Source organism: Micromonospora sp. NPDC007271, assembly GCF_040634005.1.
Classification (GTDB): Bacteria; Actinomycetota; Actinomycetes; order Mycobacteriales; family Micromonosporaceae; genus Micromonospora.
Window position 1 is genome coordinate 178,364 of record NZ_JBEYER010000001.1, and the last position, 19,623, is coordinate 197,986.

Below are 19,623 nucleotides of genomic sequence, written 5' to 3' on the forward strand. Positions count from 1 at the left end.
GTCGCCGCGCTGCTGTTCCCGCACACCGGGGTGGCCGGAGCGGTGACGCTGCGGCTGGCCATCGGCGCCCTGCTGATGCTGGCCGTGTGCCGGCCCCGGCTGCGCGGGCACGACCGCGCCGACTGGGTCGCCGTGGTCGCCTTCGGGCTGGCGCTGGCCGGTATGAACTCGATCTTCTACCAGGCCATCGAGCGGATCCCGCTCGGCCCGGCGGTGACCCTGGAGGTGCTCGGGCCGCTGGCGTTGTCGGTGTTCACCGCCCGCCGGCCGGCCGCCTGGTGCTGGGCCGCGCTGGCCCTCGGCGGGGTGGCGCTGCTCGGGCAGGGCGGCTTCGAGCGGCTGGATCCGGTCGGGGCCGGGCTGGCGCTGGCCGCGGGCGCGTTGTGGGCGGCGTACATCGTCTGCTCGGCCCGGGTCGGCGGGCGGTTTCCCCGTGCCGACGGGCTGGCCCTGGCGCTGGCGGTGGCCGCGCTGGTCACCCTGCCCATCGGGCTGGTCGACTCGGGCGGCCGGCTGTGGCACCCGGCGGTGCTGGGGCTCGGCACCGGGCTGGCCCTGCTCGCCTCGGTGCTGCCGTACACCCTGGAACTGGCGGCGCTGCGGCGACTGCCCACCGCGACCTTCGCCGTGCTGATGAGCCTCGGGCCGGCGATCGCCGCGCTGGCCGGCTGGCTGGTGCTCGGTCAGGAACTGGAGACGGTGGAGGTCGTGGCGATCGGCCTGGTGATCGCCGCCAGCGCCGGCGCGGTCCGGGCCGGCACCGCAGCCGGGCCACCCGCCGGCCGGAACCGGACGAGGTCGACCCGGTCAGCGCAGCAGCCGTACCGCCCCCGGCACCGCCGTGATCCGCACCGGCAGGTCGGCCGACCGCTCCCCGTCGGCGTAGGTGGTGATGCCGGCGGCGTCCAGCTCCACGGTCCGGGCCCGGTGGACGCGTACCAGCGGGTGCGCGACATGGGTGCCCTGGTAGATGCGGGGCTTGACCCGGATCAGGGTGCGCCGGTCGAAGCGCCCGCCGACCACCACGTCCAGCAGCCCGTCCGTGGGGTCGGCGTCGGGGCAGATCCGCATGCCACCGCCGTAGCTGGCGCAGTTGCCGACGGCGACGAGGACGGCCTCCACCTCGTGCTCCGCACCATCGAGGCGCAGCCGGTAGGGCCGCGGCCGTAGCCGGGCCAGCTCGACCAGGATGGCCAGGTCGTAGCGGCGCCGGCCGCGCGGCCAGCGCATCCGGTTCGCCCGCTCGTTGACGATCGCGTCGAAGCCGGCCGCCAGCACCGCCCCGTACCAGCGGTCCCCGCCGGCGGTGGTGGTCACCCGGGCCAGGTCGACGGGGCGGGTCCGGCCGTCGCGCAGCGCGTCGGCGATCACCTCGACCGCCGCGAGCGGGTCGGCGGGGAAGCCGGTGTCGACCGCGAAGTCGTTGCCGGTGCCGGCGGGGACCGGGCCGAACGCCACGGCCGTACCGGCGACGGCCTGCAAGGCCCGGTGGACCGTGCCGTCCCCGCCCACCGCGACCAGCGCGCCGGCGCCGTCGGCGACCGCGGCGTGGCAGGCGGCCTCCGCCTCGGCCGGGGTGTCCGCCTCCAGCACCCGGACCGGCCGGCCGGCACCCGCAAGCCGGTCCAGCAGCCGGGGCAGCAGGCCACGGTGCCGTCCCCGGCCGGCGGTCGGGTTGACGAGCACGGCGACGGGGCCGGCCGGGACAAGATCGTGCGCGGTCACGGCGAGCACCGTACGGCACGACCGACGCCACCCACCAGGGGCGGCGCCCTCTCGCCGGTGCAGCCGTGGCGGCCCCGCCGGCACGGGTCGGCAGCCGCCCGGCGACGACCGACGGCCGTGGCCGGCCTCGCTCCGTCACCGCCGTCCACGCGGAACGGGACGGGGCCGGTCAGAAGGTGATGAGGACCTTCAGCGCGGTCCGCTCGTCCATCGCCCGGTAGCCGTCGGGCACCCCGTCGAGGGCCACCGACCGGTCGAAGACCGGGGACGGGTCGATGGTGCCGTCCAGGACGGACGCGAGCAGTTCCGGCAGGTACGCCCGGGCCGGCGCGACGCCGCCGGCGAGGGCCACGTTGCGGCCGAACATCTGGCCGAGGTCGACCCCGGCGCTGCCGCCGTGCGGGACGCCGACGTAGCCGACGGTGCCGCCGTCCCGGGCGATGGAGATCGCGGTACGCATCGACTCCGCGGTGCCCACCGCCTCCAGCACGGCGTGCGCCCCCTGCCCCTTGGTCAACTCCCGGACCGCGGCGACCGCCGCCTCGCCCCGCTCGGCGACCACGTCGGTGGCGCCGAACGAGCGGGCGATGTCGGTACGCGCGGTGTGCCGGCCCAGCGCGATGATCTGCTCGGCGCCGAGCCGCTTCGCGGCCAGCACCCCGCACAGGCCGACCGCGCCGTCGCCGACGACCGCGACGGTGGCTCCCGGTCGGACCCGGGCGGCGAGGGCGGCGTGGTGACCGGTGGACATCACGTCGGACAGGGCCAGCAGCGCGGTGAGCAGCCGCTGGTCGCCCGCCGCCTCGGCCGGCAGCTTGACCAGTGTGCCGTCGGCGTACGGGACACGGACGGCCTCCCCCTGGCCGCCGTCCGAGCCCCGGGAGCCCCAGAAGCCGCCGACCGGGCAGGAGGTGTGCAGCCCGGCCCGGCAGAAGTCGCAGACACCGTCGGACCACACGAACGGCGCCACCACCAGATCGCCCACCCGCACCGAGCCGACCTCGGCGCCGACGGCCTCCACCACGCCGAGGAACTCGTGCCCGATCCGCTGCCCCGGCTGTCGCGCGGCCACCCCCCGGTATGCCCACAGGTCGCTGCCGCAGATGCAGGCGAGTACGACGCGGACCACCGCGTCGGTGGGGTTACGCACGGTCGCGTCCGGCACCTCCTCGACGCGGACGTCGTTCGGGCCGCGGATCACGGTGGCGCGCATGCGGTGTGTCCTCCGGTACGGGGTCGGGGCTCGGCGGCCGGGTCAGCGTACGGTGATGTGCCTGGTCACGGGGGCGGCGTCCGTGCCCTCGACCATCAGCGTCCAGTCTCCCTCGCCACCGAGCGACACGATCGTCTCGGCCCCGCCGCCCGGCTCCGCCGTGATCTCGGCGACCGTCTTTCCGGCCGGGTCGGCGACCTTCAGCGTCCGGGCCGTGGCGGTCTTGTTCTCCAGTTCGAACTCGATCTTGTCGCCGGGCTCGGCGATCAGCCCGTCCGCGCCCTTGACCCCGGCCGCGGTCACCTCGATCTCGACCTTCCGGTCGTACGCCGGCTCCGCCTCGGTGGTGGCGCCGGGCCCGTCGTCCGTGACGGTGATCCGGGTCCGGATCCCGTCGCCCTTCTGGCCGGGCTTGCAGGCGATCTCGTACGGGCCACCGGCGAGGGTCGCCCGCAGGTTGCGGGTGAGCCCCGGGCCCACGTTCTCCACCTCGGCGACCACCTTGGTGAAGGCGTCGCCCTCCCGGCCGTAGACGTACACCTCGGTGGTCTCCTTCCCGCGGTTGGTCACGGCGAAGGTGACCGGGCCCGCGGCGAAGCTGGTCGCCGCCACCTCGCAGCTGGTGTCGGTGGCGGTGAGCGCCACCTCGCCACCCGTCGGTGCGGGCTCCTCGTCACCGCATCCGGTGAGGACGGTGGTGCAGGCCGCGGCGACCACGACGAGGGCAGTACGAATCTTCATCGACGCTCCGGAGCAGACCAGGGCCGGGAAAGCCCCCGAGGAATCGGCGGCGCCCGCGGCAGAGTCAGCTGAGTGTAAGCGTGCCGGCGGGCCGGTTCATCGGCACCCGGTCCGGCCGCAGGAGCCACTACGCCACGTGCTCGCCGATGCCCTCGACCCACCCGGACACCGCCGCCGCTGGACCGCCGGCTGGCGCTGCGCTGCCGGTCCCTCCGACGCGGAGACGCCGTCCCCGGCCGGGGACGGCGTCTGCGCGTACTGCTCTCCGGGCGGCCCGATCAGGTCATGTCGTCGTAGCGTCGTTCGATCGGCGCCGGTGCGGCGATCGGCTCGGCTGCGCCGATCGGCGTGGCCCCCTCGACCCGCCCCGCGGCCTCCACCGGCTCGGTGGAGAGGTCCAGCGGCGACACCTCGTCGTCGGCGACGCCCGCGTACAGCTCCCGGCCCCGCCCACGCCGCTTGTCGTTGAGGAAGGCCACCGCCACCGCCCCGAAGTACAGCGCGGAGAGGCAGATCGCCAGCGCCGTCATGCCGAACGGGTCGGGGGTCGGCGTGACCACGGCGGAGAAGGCGAAGAAGATGAAGATCGCCACTCGCCACCAGCCCAGCAGCCGCTTGGCGCTCGCCAGGCCGACGAAGTTCAGCATCAGCACGACCAGCGGGAACTCGAACGCCACCCCGAACAGCAGGATCAGGTTCGTGACGAACGAGATGTAGCGGGTGATGTCGAGGGTGGTGGTGATGTCCCCGCCACCCGAGACGTTGAGCAGGAACTCCAGACCCTTGGACGTCACGAAGTACGCCAGCACCGCCCCGCCGGCGAACAGCGGTGCCGCCAGGGCGGTGAAGACGTAGGCATATCGCCGCTCGTGCTTGTGCAGGCCCGGCGCGATGAACGCCCAGAGCTGGTAGAGCCAGACGGGTGCGGCGATGATCAGGCCGACCCAGAGGGCGACCTTCATCTGGAGCAGGAACAGGTCGGCCGGCCCGAGCTGGACGAAGCTGCACATCCCGTTGGCCAACCGTGCCTTCGGCAGGTCGCAGTACGGCTTCTGCAGCAGGTGCAGCACCGGCCCGGAGAGCCAGACGCCGAAGCCGAAGCCGACCAGGATCGCCAGCGAGGCGCGGAACAGCCGGTTCCGCAGCTCACGGATGTGCTCAATGAGCGTCATGGAGCCGTCGGCGGCCCGCTCGAAATTGCTCGCGCCGCGCTTCTTCAACGCGAAGGCCACGGTGGTGGGCCCTCCGGTCAGTTGTCGCGGACGCGCTGCACCGGGTCGACCGGCTGCTGCGGCTGCGGGGCGTACTGCTGCTGCGGAGGCTGCTGCGGCGCGTACTGCTGCTGGCCGGCGTTCGGCGGGAGCGGCTGGTAACCGGCCTGGGCGTCGGCCTTCTCGGCCAGGTCACGGTCGTCGTCGTGCAGGCTCTTGGTCTCGGCCTTGATGATCCGCAGCGAGCGGCCCAGCGAACGGGCCGCGTCGGGGAGCCGCTTCGCGCCGAAGAGCAGGATCAGCACAACCACGAGTACGGCGATGTGCCACGGCCTGAGGGCACCCATGGGAAGCTCCAGTCGCTCAAGTGTCGGTCAGAGGTGGTCGAAGCCCATCGTACGTGCGTCACAGTGGGCTGCCACCCCGCCGGGCCTGCCAGTGCGGGCCTGGTCGGTGAAGTCTTGACCAACCCGGAGCGTCCCGTCAACCACCGGTCACGGCGCGATCGTGCCCGAAACCGCCGGCGGACGCCCCGCCACCCACGCACCCGACCGACCGGTGTCGATCACTTCCCGCGCCTGGCCTTGATCAACGCCACCCGCTCCTGCGCGACTGCCGCCCGCTCCTGCAACGCCCCGGCACGCTCCTGGAGCGCCTCGGCGGCGGACCGCAGCGCCTCCGCCTCGGCCTGCCGGCGCCGCAGCGCCACCGCCGCCCGGCGCAACCGGGGCAGTCGCGCCAGCACCGGCCGGACCGCCAGGGCCAGCACGACCAGCGCGAACAGCACGACCCCGAGCACGATCCACGTCACCACGGCGGCCAGCCTACTGAATGCGGCCGGCCGCCGCCGGGTCGGCGCGCTCCACCGGCGTCGCGTACGCGTCGAGCGCCGCGACCGCCTGGGCGCGGACCTGCTCGGCCAGCTCGGCCGGGGCGACCACGGTGACGTCCGGGCCGAGCCCCAGCACGAACCGGCGGGCCCACCCGAGGTCGGTCACCCGCAGCGACACCAGCCAGTGCTCGCCGTCGGCCGCCACCTGCTCGCACGGGTAGTACTCGGTGATCCACCGCTCGCCCCGACCGATCCGCAGGGTGATCAGCGGCAGCTCCGAGGAGGGGCGGAACACCCCGTCGCTGAGGTCGTGCGGGCGGGCCTGCGGCGGCACCACGGCCGGCTCGTCCAGCTCGGTGACCGCGTCGATCCGGTCGGCCCGGAACAGCCGGACCGCTTCGGCGCGGCGGCACCACGCCTCCACGTACGCCCGGCCGCCGACCATCAGCATCCGCAGCGGGTCGATGGTCCGCTCGGTGCTCTCGTCCCGAGCGGCCGTGTAGTAGGTGATCCGCAGCGCCCGGCCGCGCTCCACGGCGGCCCGCAGCTCGCGCGCCCGGGCGGTGTCTCCCGGCAGCCGGACCTCCACCGGGGCGCCGGCCAGGTCACCGGCCGCGTTCTCGATCTTGGCGAGGGCCCGCTCCACGGCCTCCCGGTTGGCCACCCCCGGCGTCTCGGCGAGCATCCGCAGCGCCACCACCAGGGCCAGTGCCTCGTCCGGGGTGAGCCGCAGCGGCCGGTCGATCCCGGCGTCATAGGTGATGGTGACCCGGTCACCGTCGAACGCCATGTCGATCAGGTCACCCGGGCCGTAGCCGGGCAGCCCGCACACCCAGAGCAGTTCCAGGTCCTCGCGGAGCTGCCGCTCGGTCACGCCCAGATCCCGGGCCGCCTCGGCGATCTCGATGCCGGGGCGGGCCAGCAGGTAGGGCACCAGGTTGAGCAGCCGGGCGAGCCGGTCGGCGGAGGCGCGGCCACCCCGGGCCGCCAGGCGGGTCACCGGGCACCCCCGGCCACCGCCAGCTCGTCGTGCCGGGCCGCGATCTCCTTCAGCCGCTGGATGACCGCCTCCCGTACCTCCGGTGGCTCCAGCACCCGCACGTCCGGGCCGTACCCGACGATCTGGCCGGCCAGGTAGTCCGCGTCGGCGTACGGCAGGACCAGGCGGTCGCCGTCCGGCCCCGAGGTGCACTCCGTGGCCCAGCGACGCAGCCCGGCGGCCCGCCCCGGGGCGACCAGCACGGTGGCCCGACCGGTCCGCTCCGCCGGCCCGGACCAGCGCGCCACGTGGCTGATCAGATCCACCCCGGCGGGCGGCTCGTACGCCCCGGGTTCACCGGCCACCCGGACCGCGCCCACCACCCGCGAGAGGCGGAAGCAGCGGGTGGCCGCCCGATCCAGGTCGTGGCCGACCACGTACCACCGACCGCGCCAACAGACCACGCCCCACGGCTGCAGCCGGCGGCCGGTCGGGGCGTCCCGGTCCGGCACCCGGTAGTCGAAGTTGACCTCCCACCGGTCCCGCGCGGCGGCCGTCAGCGGGGCGAACGCCGGGTCGACCGTCACCATCGGCTCCAGGCCCAGGGTGGCCTGCGGGTCCACGTCGATGCCGGCCGCGCGCAGCTTCGCCAGCCCGGACGAGGCGGCGGCGGCCAGGCCGGCGTGCTGCCACAGCCGCGCCGCGATGCCCACGGCGGCGGCCTCGTCCGGCTCCAGCGGGATCTCCGGCAGGGCGTACTCCCGGGGCGCGATCCGGTAGCCGGGCTCGGCGTCGAAGACGCTCGCCGTCCCGGTCTCCAACGGCACCCCGAGTTCCCGCAGCTCCGCCTTGTCCCGCTCGAACTTGCGCTGGAACGCCTCGTGGTCCTTGGCGTCCTCCGGATCGTGCTCGTATCCGGGCACGGTCGCGGCGATCTGCGCGGCGGTCAGGAACCGTCGCGTGGACAGCAGACAGATCACCAGGTTGACCAGGCGTTCGGTACGGCTCCGCGACACGTGTGAACGCTAGCAGCCCGAGCGCCGGGGGCGTGCACCGCGCGCGGGTGCGCCACGACGCGGGCCCGCCGGACGCCCCGCGGCCGCAGGAGATCCCGCTCGCCCGGCGGACCACCGAAACCGGTCATAAGGTGAGCGCATGGCAGAGGCCGAGGTCAAGAGCGAGAGCGTCGGCACGGTCGTCGTGGCCGGCGTGGCGAACCTCTCCATCGCGGCCGCCAAGCTGGTCGCCGGCCTGATCTCCGGCTCGGCGGCGATGCTCTCCGAGGCCGTCCACTCGGTCGCCGACACCACCACCGAGGTGCTGCTCTACCTGGCGCTGCGCCGCGGAGGCCGCCCCGCCGACACCCGGCACCCCTTCGGCTACGGCAAGGAGAGCTACGTCTGGGCGTTCCTCGCCGCGCTCTTCACGTTCGTGGTGGGCGCCGGCTTCGCCATCACCCACGGCGTGACCACCATTCTGGTGCACGAGCACACCGGCAACTACCTGGTGTCGTACATCGTGCTGGTGGTCTCCTTCGCGATCGAGTCGGTCTCCCTGGCCCGGGCGGTCCGGCAGATCCGCCGGGAGTCCCGCCGCTGGCGGGCCACCCCGCGCCGATACCTCAGCCTGACCGCCGACACCACCGTCAAGGCGGTCTTCATGGAGGACACCGCCGCCCTGACCGGTCTGCTCATCGCCGGCGTCGGCCTCGGGCTGTCCGAGTTCACCGGCGACGAACTCTACGACGGGATCGCCTCGATCCTCATCGGCGTGCTGCTGCTGGTCGTCGCCACCATCCTGGCCCGGAGCAACGTCTCGCTGCTCGTCGGCCGGGCCGTGTCGGAGCGGATACACCGGCAGATCGAGCGCGAACTGGCCGCGCTGCCGACCGTGGACCGGGTCGACACGCTGATGACCATGCTGCTCGGCCCGGACGACATCCTGGTCGCCGCCAAGGTCGACTTCCACAACGACGCCACCGGCGCCGACATCGAGGCCGCCGCCGACGAGGCCGAGCGGCGGCTCACCGAACGCTTCCCGGAGATCGGGTACGTCTTCCTCGACCCGACCCGCACGATGCCCGGCACCGACCGGGGACGCGCCCGCCGTCACCAGAACGAGGGCGACCCGCCGCTGGACCGGCAGACCGACACCTTCTGAACCGCCCGCCGGACCACCCGGCCGGGCACCGCCCCACCGCCGGCCGATACCGTGCCGGGCATGGTGCGATGGCGGTCCGGCACGGTCACGGCGGTACGGCGACGGTGGGCCGGCGCGACGGAACTCGACGTCGACCTGCCCGACGGCGGCCGGATGCGGGCGCTGGCCTACCCGGCCCTGGTCGGCGACCCGGAGCCCGGCGACCGGGTGCTGCTCAACGCCGGCGCCCTGCTGATGGGGCTCGGCACCGGCGGGTACGCGCTGGTCGTCGCCCTGCCCGACCGGCTTCCCGCCGACCCGCCGCAGGCCGCCGACAGCCGCGACGCCGGCCACCTGGTCAAGGCCCGTTACACCCCGCTGCAGCCGATCCTGCTCGGCGTCGACGAGGAGGCGTCCCCGCACCACGCCCGGCTGGCCGCCGCGGAGAGCATCGACGGCATGCCGGTGGTCACCGCCGACCTGCATTCCGCCCTCCCGGCGATCCTCGCCGGGGTGCACGCCGACGCCCCCGCCGCCCGGGTGGCGTACCTGCTCACCGACGGCGGGGCGCTGCCCGCGTGGTTCTCCCGCACCCTCGCCGGACTCGCCGGTCACCTCGTCGGCACGGTCACCGTCGGCCAGGCGTTCGGCGGCGACCTGGAGGCGAGCACGCTGCACAGCGGTCTGCTCGCCGCCCGGCACGTGCTCCGCGCCGACGTGGCGATCGTCGCCCAGGGCCCGGGCAACCTCGGCACCGGCACCCGCTGGGGGTTCTCCGGCGTGGCCGTCGGCGAGGCGGTCAACGCCATCGCCACCCTCGACGGGCGGCCCGTCGGATCGCTGCGCATCTCCACCGCCGACCCGCGCCCCCGGCACCGCGGCGTCTCCCACCACAGCCTCACCGCGTACGGCCGGGTGGCCCTCGCCGCCGCGGACCTGGTCGTGCCGGACGGCCTGGACCCGGCCCTGGCCGGCGAGGTGGCCGCGGCGCTGACTCCCCTGGCGGAGCGGCACCGGATCGTCGCCGTACCCACCGACGGGCTGGACGCGGCGCTGCGGGCCAGCCCGGTCGCCCTGTCGACGATGGGTCGCGGCCTCGACGCCGACCACGCCTACTTCCTGGCCGCGGCCGCCGCCGGCCGCCACGCGGCGGGCCTGCTCGACTGAGCTGAACCCACGCCCGGCCGGGCACCGGTCGGCGGCGGCACCGCCCCCGGCGGCGCGGCCGTCGGCCGGCAGGGCGGCTGCCGGCGTGGCTCAGCCGACGAGGAAGATCAACGCGAGCCAGGCGCCCACGATGAGGATCAGGGCCGCCGCCAGAACCCAGGTCGGGACCCGGTGCTCGCCACGGCGGTTCCGCTCGATCTCGGCGCGGATCTTCTCCCGGCGCCGGTCGATCCAGTTGAGCTTCTCGGTGCCGCTGTCCCGGCCGGAGGGTTCGGAAGTGTTCATCGCGACGCCAGCGTACCCGTGCGCCGGCGGACGGTCGCCCGGGCACCGGCCGCCGGGGCCGCTCACATGCTGGCGATCAGCCGCTCCACCCGCTCGTCGTACGCGCGGAACGGGTCCTTGCACAGCACGGTCCGCTGCGCCTGGTCGTTCAGCTTCAGGTGCACCCAGTCGACCGTGAAGTCCCGCCGCTTCTCCTGCGCGTGCCGGATGAACTCCCCCCGCAGCCGCGCCCGGGTGGTCTGCGGCGGGGTCTCCTTCGCCTCGAAGATCTCCGGGTCGGTCGCCACCCGGTCCACCTCGCCCCGGCGCTCCAGCAGCCCGTACAGGCCGCGCCCGCGCCGCAGGTCGTGGTAGGCCAGGTCCATCTGCGCCACCCGCGGATGCGACAGCGGCAGGTCGTGCTTGCGCTGGTAACGCTCGATCAGGCGCAGCTTCGTCACCCAGTCGATCTCCCGGGCCACCGGGTCCAGGTCGCCGGTCTCCACCGCCCGCAGCACCCGGGCCCAGAGATCCACCACCCGCTTCGCGGTCTGGTCCCCACCCCGGCGCTCCACGAACTCCGTCGCCTTCGCCAGGTACTCCTGCTGGATCTCCAGCGCGGAGACCTCCTTGCCCGACGCCAGCCGCACCTTGCGCCGCCCGCTGATGTCGTGCGACACCTCCCGGATCGCCCGGATCGGGTTCTCCAGCGTCAGGTCCCGCATCACCACGCCGGCCTCGATCATCCGCAGCACGATGTCCGCGGTGCCCACCTTCAGCAGCGTGGTCACCTCGTTCATGTTCGAGTCGCCGACGATCACGTGCAGCCGGCGGTAGCGCTCCGCGTCCGCGTGCGGCTCGTCCCGGGTGTTGATGATCGGGCGGCTCCGGGTGGTCGCCGAGGAGACACCCTCCCAGATGTGCTCGGCCCGCTGTGACAGGCAGTAGACCGCCCCGCGCGGCGTCTGGAGCACCTTCCCGGCCCCACAGATCAGCTGCCGGGTGACCAGGAACGGGATCAGCACGTCGGCGAGGCGACCGAACTCACCGTGCCGCGACACCAGGTAGTTCTCGTGGCAGCCGTACGAGTTGCCGGCCGAGTCGGTGTTGTTCTTGAACAGGTAGATCTCGCCCGCGATGCCCTCGTCGTGCAGCCGCTTCTCCGCGTCGACGAGCAGCCCCTCCAGGATCCGCTCCCCCGCCCGGTCGTGCGCCACCAGATCGGTCACCGAGTCGCACTCCGGCGTCGCGTACTCGGGGTGCGAGCCCACGTCCAGGTAGAGGCGGGCCCCGTTACGCAGGAACACGTTGCTCGACCGGCCCCACGACACCACCCGCCGGAACAGGTACCGGGCGACCTCGTCGGGGGACAGCCGGCGCTGCCCACGATAGGTGCAGGTGACGCCGTACTCGGTCTCGAGGCCGAAGATTCGCCGCTCCATGATGTGACACTAGCCGCCCGGAGCCCCAGATGGGCAGCGCTCAACCCAGCCGTCTCATCGGTGCCCGTCGCCGCCCCTCCCGGCATCCCACCGCGCGCACATCCCACACCCGGTACGGTCGGCCACCGTGAGGATCCTGGTCACCGGCGGCGCCGGCTTCATCGGGTCGGCGTACGTCCGGCGGCTGCTCACCGGCGCCGAGCCGAACCTCGACGTGGACGCCGTCACCGTGCTCGACGCGTACACCTACGCCGCCACCGAGGGCGCCCTCGACCCGGTCCGCGCCGACCCGCGGCTGCGGCTGGTCCGCGGCGACATCCGCGACCCGGCCCTCGTCGACGCCACCGTCCCCGGACACGACGTCATGGTGCACTTCGCCGCCGAGTCGCACGTGGACCGCTCCATCACCGAGGCCGCCGCCTTCGTCACCACCAACGTGGTCGGCACCCAGACCCTGCTCGACGCCGCCCTGCGGCACGGCACCCGCCGGTTCGTACAGGTCTCCACCGACGAGGTCTACGGCTCCATCGCCACCGGCTCCTGGACCGAACAGGCCCCGTTGGACCCCAGCTCCCCGTACTCGGCCAGCAAGGCCGCCGCCGACCTGCTCGCCCTCGCCTACCACCGCACCCACGGCCTCGACGTCGTCGTCACCCGGGCCGCCAACACCTACGGCCCCTACCAGTACCCCGAGAAGATCGTGCCGCTGTTCGTCACCAACCTGCTCGACGGGCACGACGTCCCGCTCTACGGCGACGGCGGCAACGTCCGGGAGTGGCTGCACGTCGACGACCACTGCCACGGCATCACGCTCGCCCAGACCCACGGCCGGGCCGGCGGCGTCTACCACCTCGGCGGCAGCGCCGAACTCACCAACCGCGAACTCACCGGCCGGCTGCTCGCCGCCTGCGGCGCCGGCTGGGACCGGGTACGACCGGTCGCCGACCGCAAGGGCCACGACCGCCGCTACTCGCTGGACTGCACCACCATCCGCCGCGAGCTCGGCTGGGCGCCCACCGTCGACCTCGACCCGGGCCTCGCCGCCACCGTCGCCTGGTACCGCGACAACCGCGCCTGGTGGACCCCGCTCAAGCCGCAGCGCTGACGGCGCGCGCTGCCAGGCGGCGTCTGATCCGGCCCCAGGCCGGCGACGCGGCGGTGCCCGGCACCCGCCGACACCGCCACGTCCGGGAACCGGAGCCGGTCACGACTCGCCGGGCTGCTCCTCCTGCTGCTGGCCCTCCAGGTCCGCCGAACCGGCCGACGTGATCGGCTTCTTCGCCTCCTCGGTGGGCATCGTCGGCGTCTGCGCCCGCCCCGGCGCCGGCGCGGTGTCCGCGCTCGCGTCCCCTTCCAGCAGCGCGGTGAGCGCCGCCCCGGTCACCCGCCGGAACGTCCGCCCGACCCGGCGCCGGTCCAGGACCGCAACCTCCATCTGGTTGGCGGCGATGGTACGGGCCGCCCCGCCCTCCCCGCCGACGCTGCCCAGCGCCTTCACCGCCGCCCGGATCGCCTCCGACAGCGACATGTCCGGCCGGTGCTCGTTCTTCAGCACCCCGGTGATCGCCTCGGCCTGGCCACCCATCGCCATCCGACCCGGCTCGTCGTTGACCGAGCCGTCGTACGTCACCCGGTAGAGCGCGTCGTCGTCGGGGGTGGCGCCCACCTCCGCCACGCAGATCTCCACCTCGAACGGCTTCGACTGCTCGGTGAAGATGGCACCCAGCGTCTGCGCGTACGCGTTGGCCAGGGCCAGGCCGGTCACGTCCCGCCGGTCATAGCTGAGGCCGTTCAGGTCGGCCATCCGTACCCCGGCCCGGCGCAGGTTCTCGAACTCGTTGTACCGGCCCACCGCGGCGAAGCCGATCCGGTCGTAGATCTCGCTGACCTTGTGCAGGGTGCTGGACAGGTTCTCCGCGACGAAGAGCACCCCGCCCTCGTAGCTCAGGACCACCGCGCTGCGGCCCCGGGCGATGCCCTTGCGGGCCAGCTCGGAGCGGTCGCGCATGATCTGCTCGGGCGAGGCGTAGAACTGCATGGCCACGGCGGCGGTTCTCCTTCGGGCGCTGTGCTGCGGAACTGCTGACTCAGGTGGGGCGGGAGCGGGATCAGCCGCCCGGGTTCTCCATCCGGCCGGCCACGACGCTCTCCGCGATCGTTGCCGTCTCGGCCTCGGTGAGCCGGTGCGTGCCCTCCGCCGTCGCGGTCATCACCACCGGGTAGATCCGGCGGGTGAGATCCGGGCCGCCGGTGGCGGTGTCGTCGTCGGCCGCGTCGTAGAGCGCCTCGACCGCGAGCCGCACCGCGTCGTCGATCGACAGGCCCGCGCGGAACCGCTTCTTCAGCGCCGACTTGGCGAACAGCGAGCCGGACCCGATCGCGTCGTAGCCGGTCTCCTCGTACGGGCCGCCGGTCACGTCGAAGCTGAAGATCCGCCCGGCCCGCGCCGGGTCGCTGGCCGCCAGGTCGAAGCCGGCGAAGAGCGGGATCACCGCGAGGCCCTGCATGGCCGCGCCCAGGTTGCCCCGGATCATCGACGCCAGCCGGTTGGCCTTGCCGTCGAGCGAGAGCATCGCGCCCTCGATCTTCTCGTAGTGCTCCAGCTCCACCTGGAACAGTCGCATCAGCTCGATGCCGATGCCCGCGGTGCCCGCGATGCCGACCAGCGAGTACGCGTCGGCCGGGTGCACCTTCTCGATGTCCCGCTGGGCGATCAGGTTGCCCATCGTGGCGCGCCGGTCGCCGGCCATCACCACGCCGCCGGCGGCCGAGATGGCCACGATGGTCGTCGCGTGCGGCGCCAGGTCGGCGGCCATGCCGGGCGGCAGCGGCCTGCGGCCGGGCAGCATCTCAGGGGCCACCTTGCTCAGAAACGCTGTGAAGGAGGACGTCCCCGCGTTGGTGAACACATCTGGTAGACGCCCGGATGGATCAAAACCCGCTGCCACGTGGTTCCTCTCAGGTACGTGATCGCCCTGGCCAGCCTCGCCGGGTTGTCCCGGAACTGGCCAAGACCACCGTTGCAGTTGAAGCAGAGTATCCCGCGCACCCATCCGGTGCGATGATCGTGGTCCAGATGTTGGGGGTCAGGGGTCCCGCAAATCGCGCACACGCCGCCCTGCTCGGCGAGGAGTTCCTGAAACTCCTTCTCCCCTACGCCATACCGCCGCCGTAGGTGGTACTCACGGCTACCGCCGTACAGGCGCAGCTTGCTCTCCTTGCCCTTCTCGTTATGGCACGGTTTGCAGTATCGGCCGTAGCCGCCACGGCCCGACCGGTTACGCGGGAAGTCGTCGAGCACTTTGGTCTCACCGCATGTCGGACAGCGGCGGTGACCGTCCGGCACCACCGGCAGCTTGCGCACCTCCCGCCCGTGCTTCTCCTTCAGGCGCTTGGCATAGCTCGCCTTAGAACGAAGGTTGAAGCACGGTTTGCAGTAGCTACCGTGGCCATCCGGCCGTCGACTGTTGGCACAGAACTCATCGAGCGGCTCCCATTCATTGCAGTCTCGGCAATGGCGAAAGCCGTCCCGATCATCAAGGGACCGAGGCATGTCCGATTTACCCTGCTATACCCTATTGGCCCCCTTTCTGCACGTAGCCCCTGACAAATTCCTCTGCATTCTCCTCGAGGACGGAGTCGATCTCGTCGAGCAGGTCGTCGACGTCCTCGGTGATCTCGGCGTGCCGCTCGGCAACCTCGGGGTTGGCCTGCGCGGTGGCCTCCTCGACCTCCTCGTGCGACTTGCCGTGCTGGGTCTGGCCGCCTTCTTGGGTCGCCATCGTTGCCTCCTCCACGATCGCCTGCGATCAACTTACCTCGCATGGACGACGAAAAGCCCGCCGCGCGCCGGGTTCCGGCACGGGACGGGCCTTCCGGCATCCGGCTCAGCCCCCGGTCAGCGTCTCCAGCAGGTCCTTGGCGCTCACGCACCGGTCGAAGAGCTCACCGACGTGCTTACGCGTGCCGCGCTCGGGTTCCATCATCGGCACCCGGACCAGCGACTCCCGGCCCACGTCGAAGATGACCGAGTCCCAGCTGGCGGCGACCACCTCGGAGGCGTACTGGGCCAGGCAGCGGCCCCGGAAGTAGGCCCGGGTGTCCTCCGGCGGCTCGGTCATCGCGGTACGCGTCCGCTCGTCGTCGAGCAGCGTCTTCATGGCGCCGCGCGAGACCAGCCGGTGGTAGAGGCCCTTCTCCGGCCGGACGTCGGAGTACTGCAGGTCCACCAGTTGGAGCTTGTGCGCGCCCCAGCCGAGCTGCTCCCGCTCCCGGTAGCCCTCCAGCAGCCGCAGCTTGGCCACCCAGTCCAGCTCGTCGGCGCAGAGGAAGGCGTCCCGGCCGAGCCGGTCGAGCACGCTCTCCCAACGGTCCAGTACGTCGACGGTCTGCTCGTCGACGTCGTCGCCGTACCGGTCGTCCACGAAGGACCGGGCCCGCTCCAGGTACGCCCACTGCACGTCCAGCGCGGTCAGCTTCCGGCCGTCCCGCAGCCGCATCAGGTGCTTGAGCGACGGGTCGTGGCTGACCGCGCGCAGCTCGCTCACCGGGTCGGCGATGCCGAGGTCGGGGCCGAGCGCCTTCTCCTCGATCATGGTGAGGATCAGCGCGCTGGTGCCGACCTTGAGGTACGTGGAGATCTCCGACAGGTTGGCGTCACCGATGATGACGTGCAGCCGGCGGTACTTGTCGGCGTCCGCGTGCGGCTCGTCGCGGGTGTTGATGATCGGCCGCTTGAGGGTGGTCTCCAGCCCCACCTCGACCTCGAAGAAGTCGGCCCGCTGAGAGATCTGGAAGCCGCTCTGGGTGCCGTCCTGGCCGATGCCGACCCGGCCGGCGCCGCACACCACCTGGCGGGTGACGAAGAACGGCGTCAGGTACGCCACGATGTCGGCGAAGGGGGTCTGCCGCCGCATGAGGTAGTTCTCGTGGGCGCCGTAGCTGGCCCCCTTGTTGTCGGTGTTGTTCTTGTAGAGGTGGATGGGGTGGGTGCCCGGGATCGTGGCCGCCCGTCGGGCCGCCTCGGCCATCACCCGCTCGCCCGCCTTGTCCCAGCGCACCAGGTCCAAGGGGTTGGTCACCTCGGGGGTGGAATATTCCGGGTGCGCGTGGTCGACGTAGAGCCGGGCCCCGTTGGTGAGGATGACGTTGGCCAGCCCCAGGTCCTCGTCGGCGAGGGCCTCGGCCGGGTCGTAGGCCGCGCCGGAGTAGGTGAAGCCGCGGGCGTCGCGCAGCGGCGACTCCTCCTCGTAGTCCCAGCGGGCCCGGCCGCCCCGGTTGAGTTCCGGGCGTGCCCCGTAGGCGTTGACCACCTGCGAGGAGGTGACCATCGGGTTGGCCCCGGCCTGGCCGGGCACGGAGATGCCGTACTCGACCTCGGTGCCCATGATCCGTCTGACGCTCATCGACCTGCCGCTCCGCTCGCCGTCCCGGTCCCCCGTTCACGTCGAGCGTAGTCGTCGTCACGCCGCAAGGGGGCGTGGCAGCCCCAGGCGTACGGTGTGGCGGGCCGCGGCGGGGTCGGACGCGGACGCGCGGAGGCCCGCGACGCGGTGCGCCACGGGCCTCCGGTGGTGCCGTCGGACCTACAGGTACTGGCCGGTGTTGCTGGCGGTCTCTATCGACCTGCCGGCCTCCGCGCCCTTGCCGCCGGAGACGAGCGTACGGATGTAGACGATCCGCTCGCCCTTCTTGCCGGAGATGCGCGCCCAGTCGTCCGGGTTGGTGGTGTTGGGCAGGTCCTCGTTCTCGCGGAACTCGTCGACGCAGGCGTCGAGGAGGTGCTGCAGCCGCAGCCCCTTGCGCCCGGAGGTGAGGAACTCCTTGATGGCCATCTTCTTGCCCCGGTCGACGATGTTCTGGATCATCGCGCCGGAGTTGAAGTCCTTGAAGTAGAGGACTTCCTTGTCGCCGTTGGCGTAGGTGACCTCGAGGAAGCGGTTCTCCTCGGTCTCCGAGTACATCCGCAGCACGACCGCGTCGATCATCGCCGCGACGGTGGCCTGCGGGTCGCCGCCGTGCTCGGCCAGGTCGTCCGCGTGCAGCGGCAGGCCCGCGAGGATGTACTTGGAGAAGATGTCCTTGGCCGCCTCGGCGTCCGGCCGCTCGATCTTGATCTTCACGTCGAGCCGGCCGGGGCGCAGGATCGCCGGGTCGATCATGTCTTCCCGGTTGGAGGCGCCGATGACGATGACGTTCTCCAGGCCCTCCACGCCGTCGATCTCGCTGAGCAGCTGCGGGACGATGGTGTTCTCCACGTCGGAGGAGACGCCGGAGCCGCGGGTGCGGAAGACGGAGTCCATCTCGTCGAAGAACACGATCACCGGGGTGCCCTCGCCGGCCTTCTCCCGGGCCCGCTGGAAGATCAGCCGGATGTGCCGCTCGGTCTCGCCGACGTACTTGTTGAGCAGCTCCGGGCCCTTGATGTTGAGGAAGAAGCTGGTGTGCTTCTCCTCGCCGCGCCGCTCGGCGATCTTCTTGGCCAGCGAGTTGGCCACGGCCTTCGCGATCAGCGTCTTGCCGCAACCGGGCGGGCCGTAGAGCAGGATGCCCTTCGGCGGCCGGAGCTGGTGCTCGCGGAACAGGTCGGAGTGCAGGAACGGCAGCTCGACCGCGTCGCGGATCTGCTCGATCTGCGCCTGGAGGCCGCCGATGTCCTCGTAGTCGACGTCGGGCACCTCCTCCAGCACGAGCTCCTCGACCTCGCTCTTCGGGATCCGCTCGTACGCGTACGCCGAGCGGGGCTCGATCATGAGCGAGTCGCCGGCCCGGATCGGGGTGCCGATCAGGGTCTCCGCGAGGTGCACGATGCGCTCCTCGTCGGAGTGGGAGACCACCAGTGCCCGGTCACCGGGGGCGCCGCCGGGGCCGGCGAGCACCTCCTTGAGCATGACCACCTCGCCGACCCGCTCGTAGCCGAACGCGTCGACGATGTTGAGCGCGTCGTTGAGCAGGACCTCCTGGCCGCGCCGTAGCTCGTTGACGTCCAACGAGGGCGAGACGGCGACCCGGAGCTTGCGCCCGCCGGTGAACACGTCCACCGTGCCGTCGTCGTGCTTTGCCAGGAAGACGCCGTAGCCACTCGGCGGCTGGGCGAGACGGTCGATCTCCTCCTTGAGCGTCACGATCTGCGCGCGAGCCTCCTTGAGGGTGCTCACGAGCCGTTCGTTGTTCTCGGTCAGCCGCGCCAACTGGGCCTGGGTGGCCGCCAGCCGCTCCTCGAGCTGCCGGACGTGTCGGGGGCTTTCGGTCAACTTGCGCCGCACCAGGGCGAGTTCCTCTTGCAGGAACGCAACCTGCGTGGAGAGATCGTGGGCCTCCTTCTCCCACCGTGCGGCGCGCGAGTCCGCGTCGTCGCTGCGTGCCACGTCCCACCTCCCCGGGGGGCTTGAACGTTCTGAGCTAACACTAGCCGCTATGAGCCCGATTCGGTCCCGCGCAACGCGCTCGTCACCGAAGCTTGATCGCCAAGGGCTGGTCGTCGGGCGGGTACCGGCGTTCGGGTACCGTCGGGCCGTGGGACGGGAGAACATGGGGGGTGCACCGGTGGCGGAGGTCGCGACGGACCAGCTTCAGGTCTGGGTGGACCAGGACCTCTGCACGGGCGACGGGCTGTGCGTGCAGTACGCGCCCGAGGTCTTCGAGTTCGACGTCGACGGCCTGGCGTACGTCAAGGGCCCGGACGGGGAGCTGCGGCAGGCGCCGGGCGCCCGGGTCGACGTGCCGGAGCACCTGCGGCTCGAGGTGATCGACTCGGCGAAGGAGTGCCCGGGCGAGTGCATCCACGTGGTCCGCGGCAGCGACGGCGTCGAAGTGGCCGGCCCGGACGCCGAGGACTGACCCCGACGGAAAACGGCACTACGACGCCGGCTGTACTACGACGACGGCTGGAACCCCACCCCGATGGAGAA

The 19,623-nt window shown here is 72.6% G+C and carries 20 protein-coding genes and 1 pseudogene; 5 read left to right on the forward strand and 16 right to left on the reverse strand.

What is annotated here, in order from left to right:
• Nucleotides 1-162: 162 nt before the first annotated feature.
• Nucleotides 163-681, forward strand: a pseudogene (locus ABZ570_RS00830) (EamA family transporter); the annotation flags it as partial.
• Between the two features lie 126 nt (nucleotides 682-807).
• Here ABZ570_RS00830 and ABZ570_RS00835 read toward each other — a convergent pair.
• From ABZ570_RS00835 to ABZ570_RS00870, 8 genes are all read right to left on the reverse strand, one after another.
• Entirely contained in the window at nucleotides 808-1,734 is a 927-nt protein-coding gene (locus ABZ570_RS00835) for a diacylglycerol kinase (RefSeq protein ID WP_358055265.1), read from the reverse strand.
• A gap of 160 nt (nucleotides 1,735-1,894) precedes the next feature.
• Nucleotides 1,895-2,938: a zinc-dependent alcohol dehydrogenase family protein gene (locus ABZ570_RS00840; RefSeq protein WP_358055267.1), complete on the reverse strand. Its 1,044-nt coding sequence runs from the start codon at nucleotides 2,936-2,938 to the stop codon at nucleotides 1,895-1,897.
• Between the two features lie 42 nt (nucleotides 2,939-2,980).
• Nucleotides 2,981-3,679 (reverse strand): hypothetical protein, encoded by a 699-nt coding sequence (locus ABZ570_RS00845; RefSeq protein WP_358055270.1) that lies wholly within the window; start codon nucleotides 3,677-3,679, stop codon nucleotides 2,981-2,983.
• A 278-nt stretch (nucleotides 3,680-3,957) separates the two neighbouring features.
• A complete protein-coding gene (gene tatC / locus ABZ570_RS00850) occupies nucleotides 3,958-4,911 on the reverse strand; it encodes a twin-arginine translocase subunit TatC (protein WP_358055272.1) in 954 nt (317 codons plus the stop codon).
• A gap of 17 nt (nucleotides 4,912-4,928) precedes the next feature.
• On the reverse strand, nucleotides 4,929-5,237 hold the full coding sequence (gene tatA, locus ABZ570_RS00855; protein ID WP_358055274.1) for a Sec-independent protein translocase subunit TatA: 309 nt from the start codon (nucleotides 5,235-5,237) through the stop codon (nucleotides 4,929-4,931).
• A 218-nt stretch (nucleotides 5,238-5,455) separates the two neighbouring features.
• The gene (locus tag ABZ570_RS00860) at nucleotides 5,456-5,704 is read right to left on the reverse strand and encodes a hypothetical protein (protein WP_358055276.1); all 249 of its coding nucleotides are present in this window, start codon (nucleotides 5,702-5,704) and stop codon (nucleotides 5,456-5,458) included.
• Nucleotides 5,705-5,714: 10 nt separating this feature from the next.
• Nucleotides 5,715-6,722, reverse strand: coding sequence for a YafY family protein (locus ABZ570_RS00865; protein ID WP_358055278.1), 1,008 nt, complete (start codon nucleotides 6,720-6,722; stop codon nucleotides 5,715-5,717).
• On the reverse strand, nucleotides 6,719-7,717 hold the full coding sequence (locus tag ABZ570_RS00870; protein ID WP_358055281.1) for a WYL domain-containing protein: 999 nt from the start codon (nucleotides 7,715-7,717) through the stop codon (nucleotides 6,719-6,721). The genes ABZ570_RS00865 and ABZ570_RS00870 overlap by 4 nt, the downstream gene beginning before the upstream one ends.
• 139 nt (nucleotides 7,718-7,856) lie before the next feature.
• Between ABZ570_RS00870 and ABZ570_RS00875 the strand changes: the two genes are divergently transcribed.
• Together ABZ570_RS00875 and ABZ570_RS00880 are read left to right on the forward strand one after the other, a co-directional pair.
• The gene (locus tag ABZ570_RS00875; protein ID WP_358055283.1) at nucleotides 7,857-8,861 is read left to right on the forward strand and encodes a cation diffusion facilitator family transporter; all 1,005 of its coding nucleotides are present in this window, start codon (nucleotides 7,857-7,859) and stop codon (nucleotides 8,859-8,861) included.
• A gap of 60 nt (nucleotides 8,862-8,921) precedes the next feature.
• Nucleotides 8,922-10,007 carry a DUF3866 family protein gene (locus ABZ570_RS00880; RefSeq protein WP_358055285.1) on the forward strand — a complete coding sequence of 362 codons (1,086 nt, stop codon included), beginning with the start codon at nucleotides 8,922-8,924 and terminating at the stop codon, nucleotides 10,005-10,007.
• A 90-nt stretch (nucleotides 10,008-10,097) separates the two neighbouring features.
• Here the strand turns inward: ABZ570_RS00880 and ABZ570_RS00885 are convergent, their stop codons facing one another.
• Nucleotides 10,098-10,292, reverse strand: a complete 195-nt coding sequence (locus ABZ570_RS00885) for a hypothetical protein (protein ID WP_358055287.1) — start codon at nucleotides 10,290-10,292, stop codon at nucleotides 10,098-10,100.
• A 62-nt stretch (nucleotides 10,293-10,354) separates the two neighbouring features.
• The gene (gene pafA, locus ABZ570_RS00890) at nucleotides 10,355-11,713 is read right to left on the reverse strand and encodes a Pup--protein ligase (protein ID WP_358055289.1); all 1,359 of its coding nucleotides are present in this window, start codon (nucleotides 11,711-11,713) and stop codon (nucleotides 10,355-10,357) included.
• A 127-nt stretch (nucleotides 11,714-11,840) separates the two neighbouring features.
• Here pafA and rfbB point away from each other — a divergent pair, with 127 nt between their 5' ends.
• Entirely contained in the window at nucleotides 11,841-12,818 is a 978-nt protein-coding gene (gene rfbB, locus ABZ570_RS00895) for a dTDP-glucose 4,6-dehydratase (RefSeq protein ID WP_358055291.1), read from the forward strand.
• A 99-nt stretch (nucleotides 12,819-12,917) separates the two neighbouring features.
• Here the strand turns inward: rfbB and prcA are convergent, their stop codons facing one another.
• The 6 genes from prcA to arc all read right to left on the reverse strand — a co-directional run bounded on the left by prcA (nucleotide 12,918) and on the right by arc (nucleotide 19,080).
• On the reverse strand, nucleotides 12,918-13,757 hold the full coding sequence (gene prcA, locus ABZ570_RS00900) for a proteasome subunit alpha (RefSeq protein ID WP_358055293.1): 840 nt from the start codon (nucleotides 13,755-13,757) through the stop codon (nucleotides 12,918-12,920).
• 64 nt (nucleotides 13,758-13,821) lie between these two features.
• Nucleotides 13,822-14,661 carry a proteasome subunit beta gene (gene prcB / locus ABZ570_RS00905; RefSeq protein ID WP_358055295.1) on the reverse strand — a complete coding sequence of 280 codons (840 nt, stop codon included), beginning with the start codon at nucleotides 14,659-14,661 and terminating at the stop codon, nucleotides 13,822-13,824.
• Nucleotides 14,580-15,266 carry an endonuclease VII domain-containing protein gene (locus ABZ570_RS00910; protein ID WP_358055297.1) on the reverse strand — a complete coding sequence of 229 codons (687 nt, stop codon included), beginning with the start codon at nucleotides 15,264-15,266 and terminating at the stop codon, nucleotides 14,580-14,582. The genes prcB and ABZ570_RS00910 overlap by 82 nt, the downstream gene beginning before the upstream one ends.
• A 22-nt stretch (nucleotides 15,267-15,288) precedes the next feature.
• The gene (locus ABZ570_RS00915) at nucleotides 15,289-15,495 is read right to left on the reverse strand and encodes a ubiquitin-like protein Pup (protein ID WP_358055299.1); all 207 of its coding nucleotides are present in this window, start codon (nucleotides 15,493-15,495) and stop codon (nucleotides 15,289-15,291) included.
• Between the two features lie 105 nt (nucleotides 15,496-15,600).
• On the reverse strand, nucleotides 15,601-17,118 hold the full coding sequence (gene dop / locus ABZ570_RS00920; RefSeq protein WP_358055301.1) for a depupylase/deamidase Dop: 1,518 nt from the start codon (nucleotides 17,116-17,118) through the stop codon (nucleotides 15,601-15,603).
• A gap of 180 nt (nucleotides 17,119-17,298) precedes the next feature.
• Nucleotides 17,299-19,080: a proteasome ATPase gene (gene arc, locus ABZ570_RS00925; protein ID WP_358055303.1), complete on the reverse strand. Its 1,782-nt coding sequence runs from the start codon at nucleotides 19,078-19,080 to the stop codon at nucleotides 17,299-17,301.
• Between the two features lie 178 nt (nucleotides 19,081-19,258).
• Here arc and ABZ570_RS00930 point away from each other — a divergent pair, with 178 nt between their 5' ends.
• Nucleotides 19,259-19,552 carry a ferredoxin gene (locus ABZ570_RS00930; RefSeq protein ID WP_358055306.1) on the forward strand — a complete coding sequence of 98 codons (294 nt, stop codon included), beginning with the start codon at nucleotides 19,259-19,261 and terminating at the stop codon, nucleotides 19,550-19,552.
• Nucleotides 19,553-19,623 lie beyond the last annotated feature (71 nt).

Excerpts from the sequence above, each read along its gene's own strand:
- ABZ570_RS00840 (WP_358055267.1), bottom strand. The coding sequence starts at position 2,938 with ATGCGCGCCACCGTGATCCGCGGCCCGAACGACGTCCGCGTCGAGGAG.
- ABZ570_RS00845 (WP_358055270.1), bottom strand. The coding sequence starts at position 3,679 with ATGAAGATTCGTACTGCCCTCGTCGTGGTCGCCGCGGCCTGCACCACC.
- tatA (WP_358055274.1), bottom strand. The coding sequence starts at position 5,237 with ATGGGTGCCCTCAGGCCGTGGCACATCGCCGTACTCGTGGTTGTGCTG.
- ABZ570_RS00875 (WP_358055283.1), top strand. The coding sequence starts at position 7,857 with ATGGCAGAGGCCGAGGTCAAGAGCGAGAGCGTCGGCACGGTCGTCGTG.
- ABZ570_RS00880 (WP_358055285.1), top strand. The coding sequence starts at position 8,922 with ATGGTGCGATGGCGGTCCGGCACGGTCACGGCGGTACGGCGACGGTGG.
- ABZ570_RS00885 (WP_358055287.1), bottom strand. The coding sequence starts at position 10,292 with ATGAACACTTCCGAACCCTCCGGCCGGGACAGCGGCACCGAGAAGCTC.
- pafA (WP_358055289.1), bottom strand. The coding sequence starts at position 11,713 with ATGGAGCGGCGAATCTTCGGCCTCGAGACCGAGTACGGCGTCACCTGC.
- ABZ570_RS00910 (WP_358055297.1), bottom strand. The coding sequence starts at position 15,266 with ATGCCTCGGTCCCTTGATGATCGGGACGGCTTTCGCCATTGCCGAGAC.
- ABZ570_RS00915 (WP_358055299.1), bottom strand. The coding sequence starts at position 15,495 with ATGGCGACCCAAGAAGGCGGCCAGACCCAGCACGGCAAGTCGCACGAG.
- dop (WP_358055301.1), bottom strand. The coding sequence starts at position 17,118 with ATGAGCGTCAGACGGATCATGGGCACCGAGGTCGAGTACGGCATCTCC.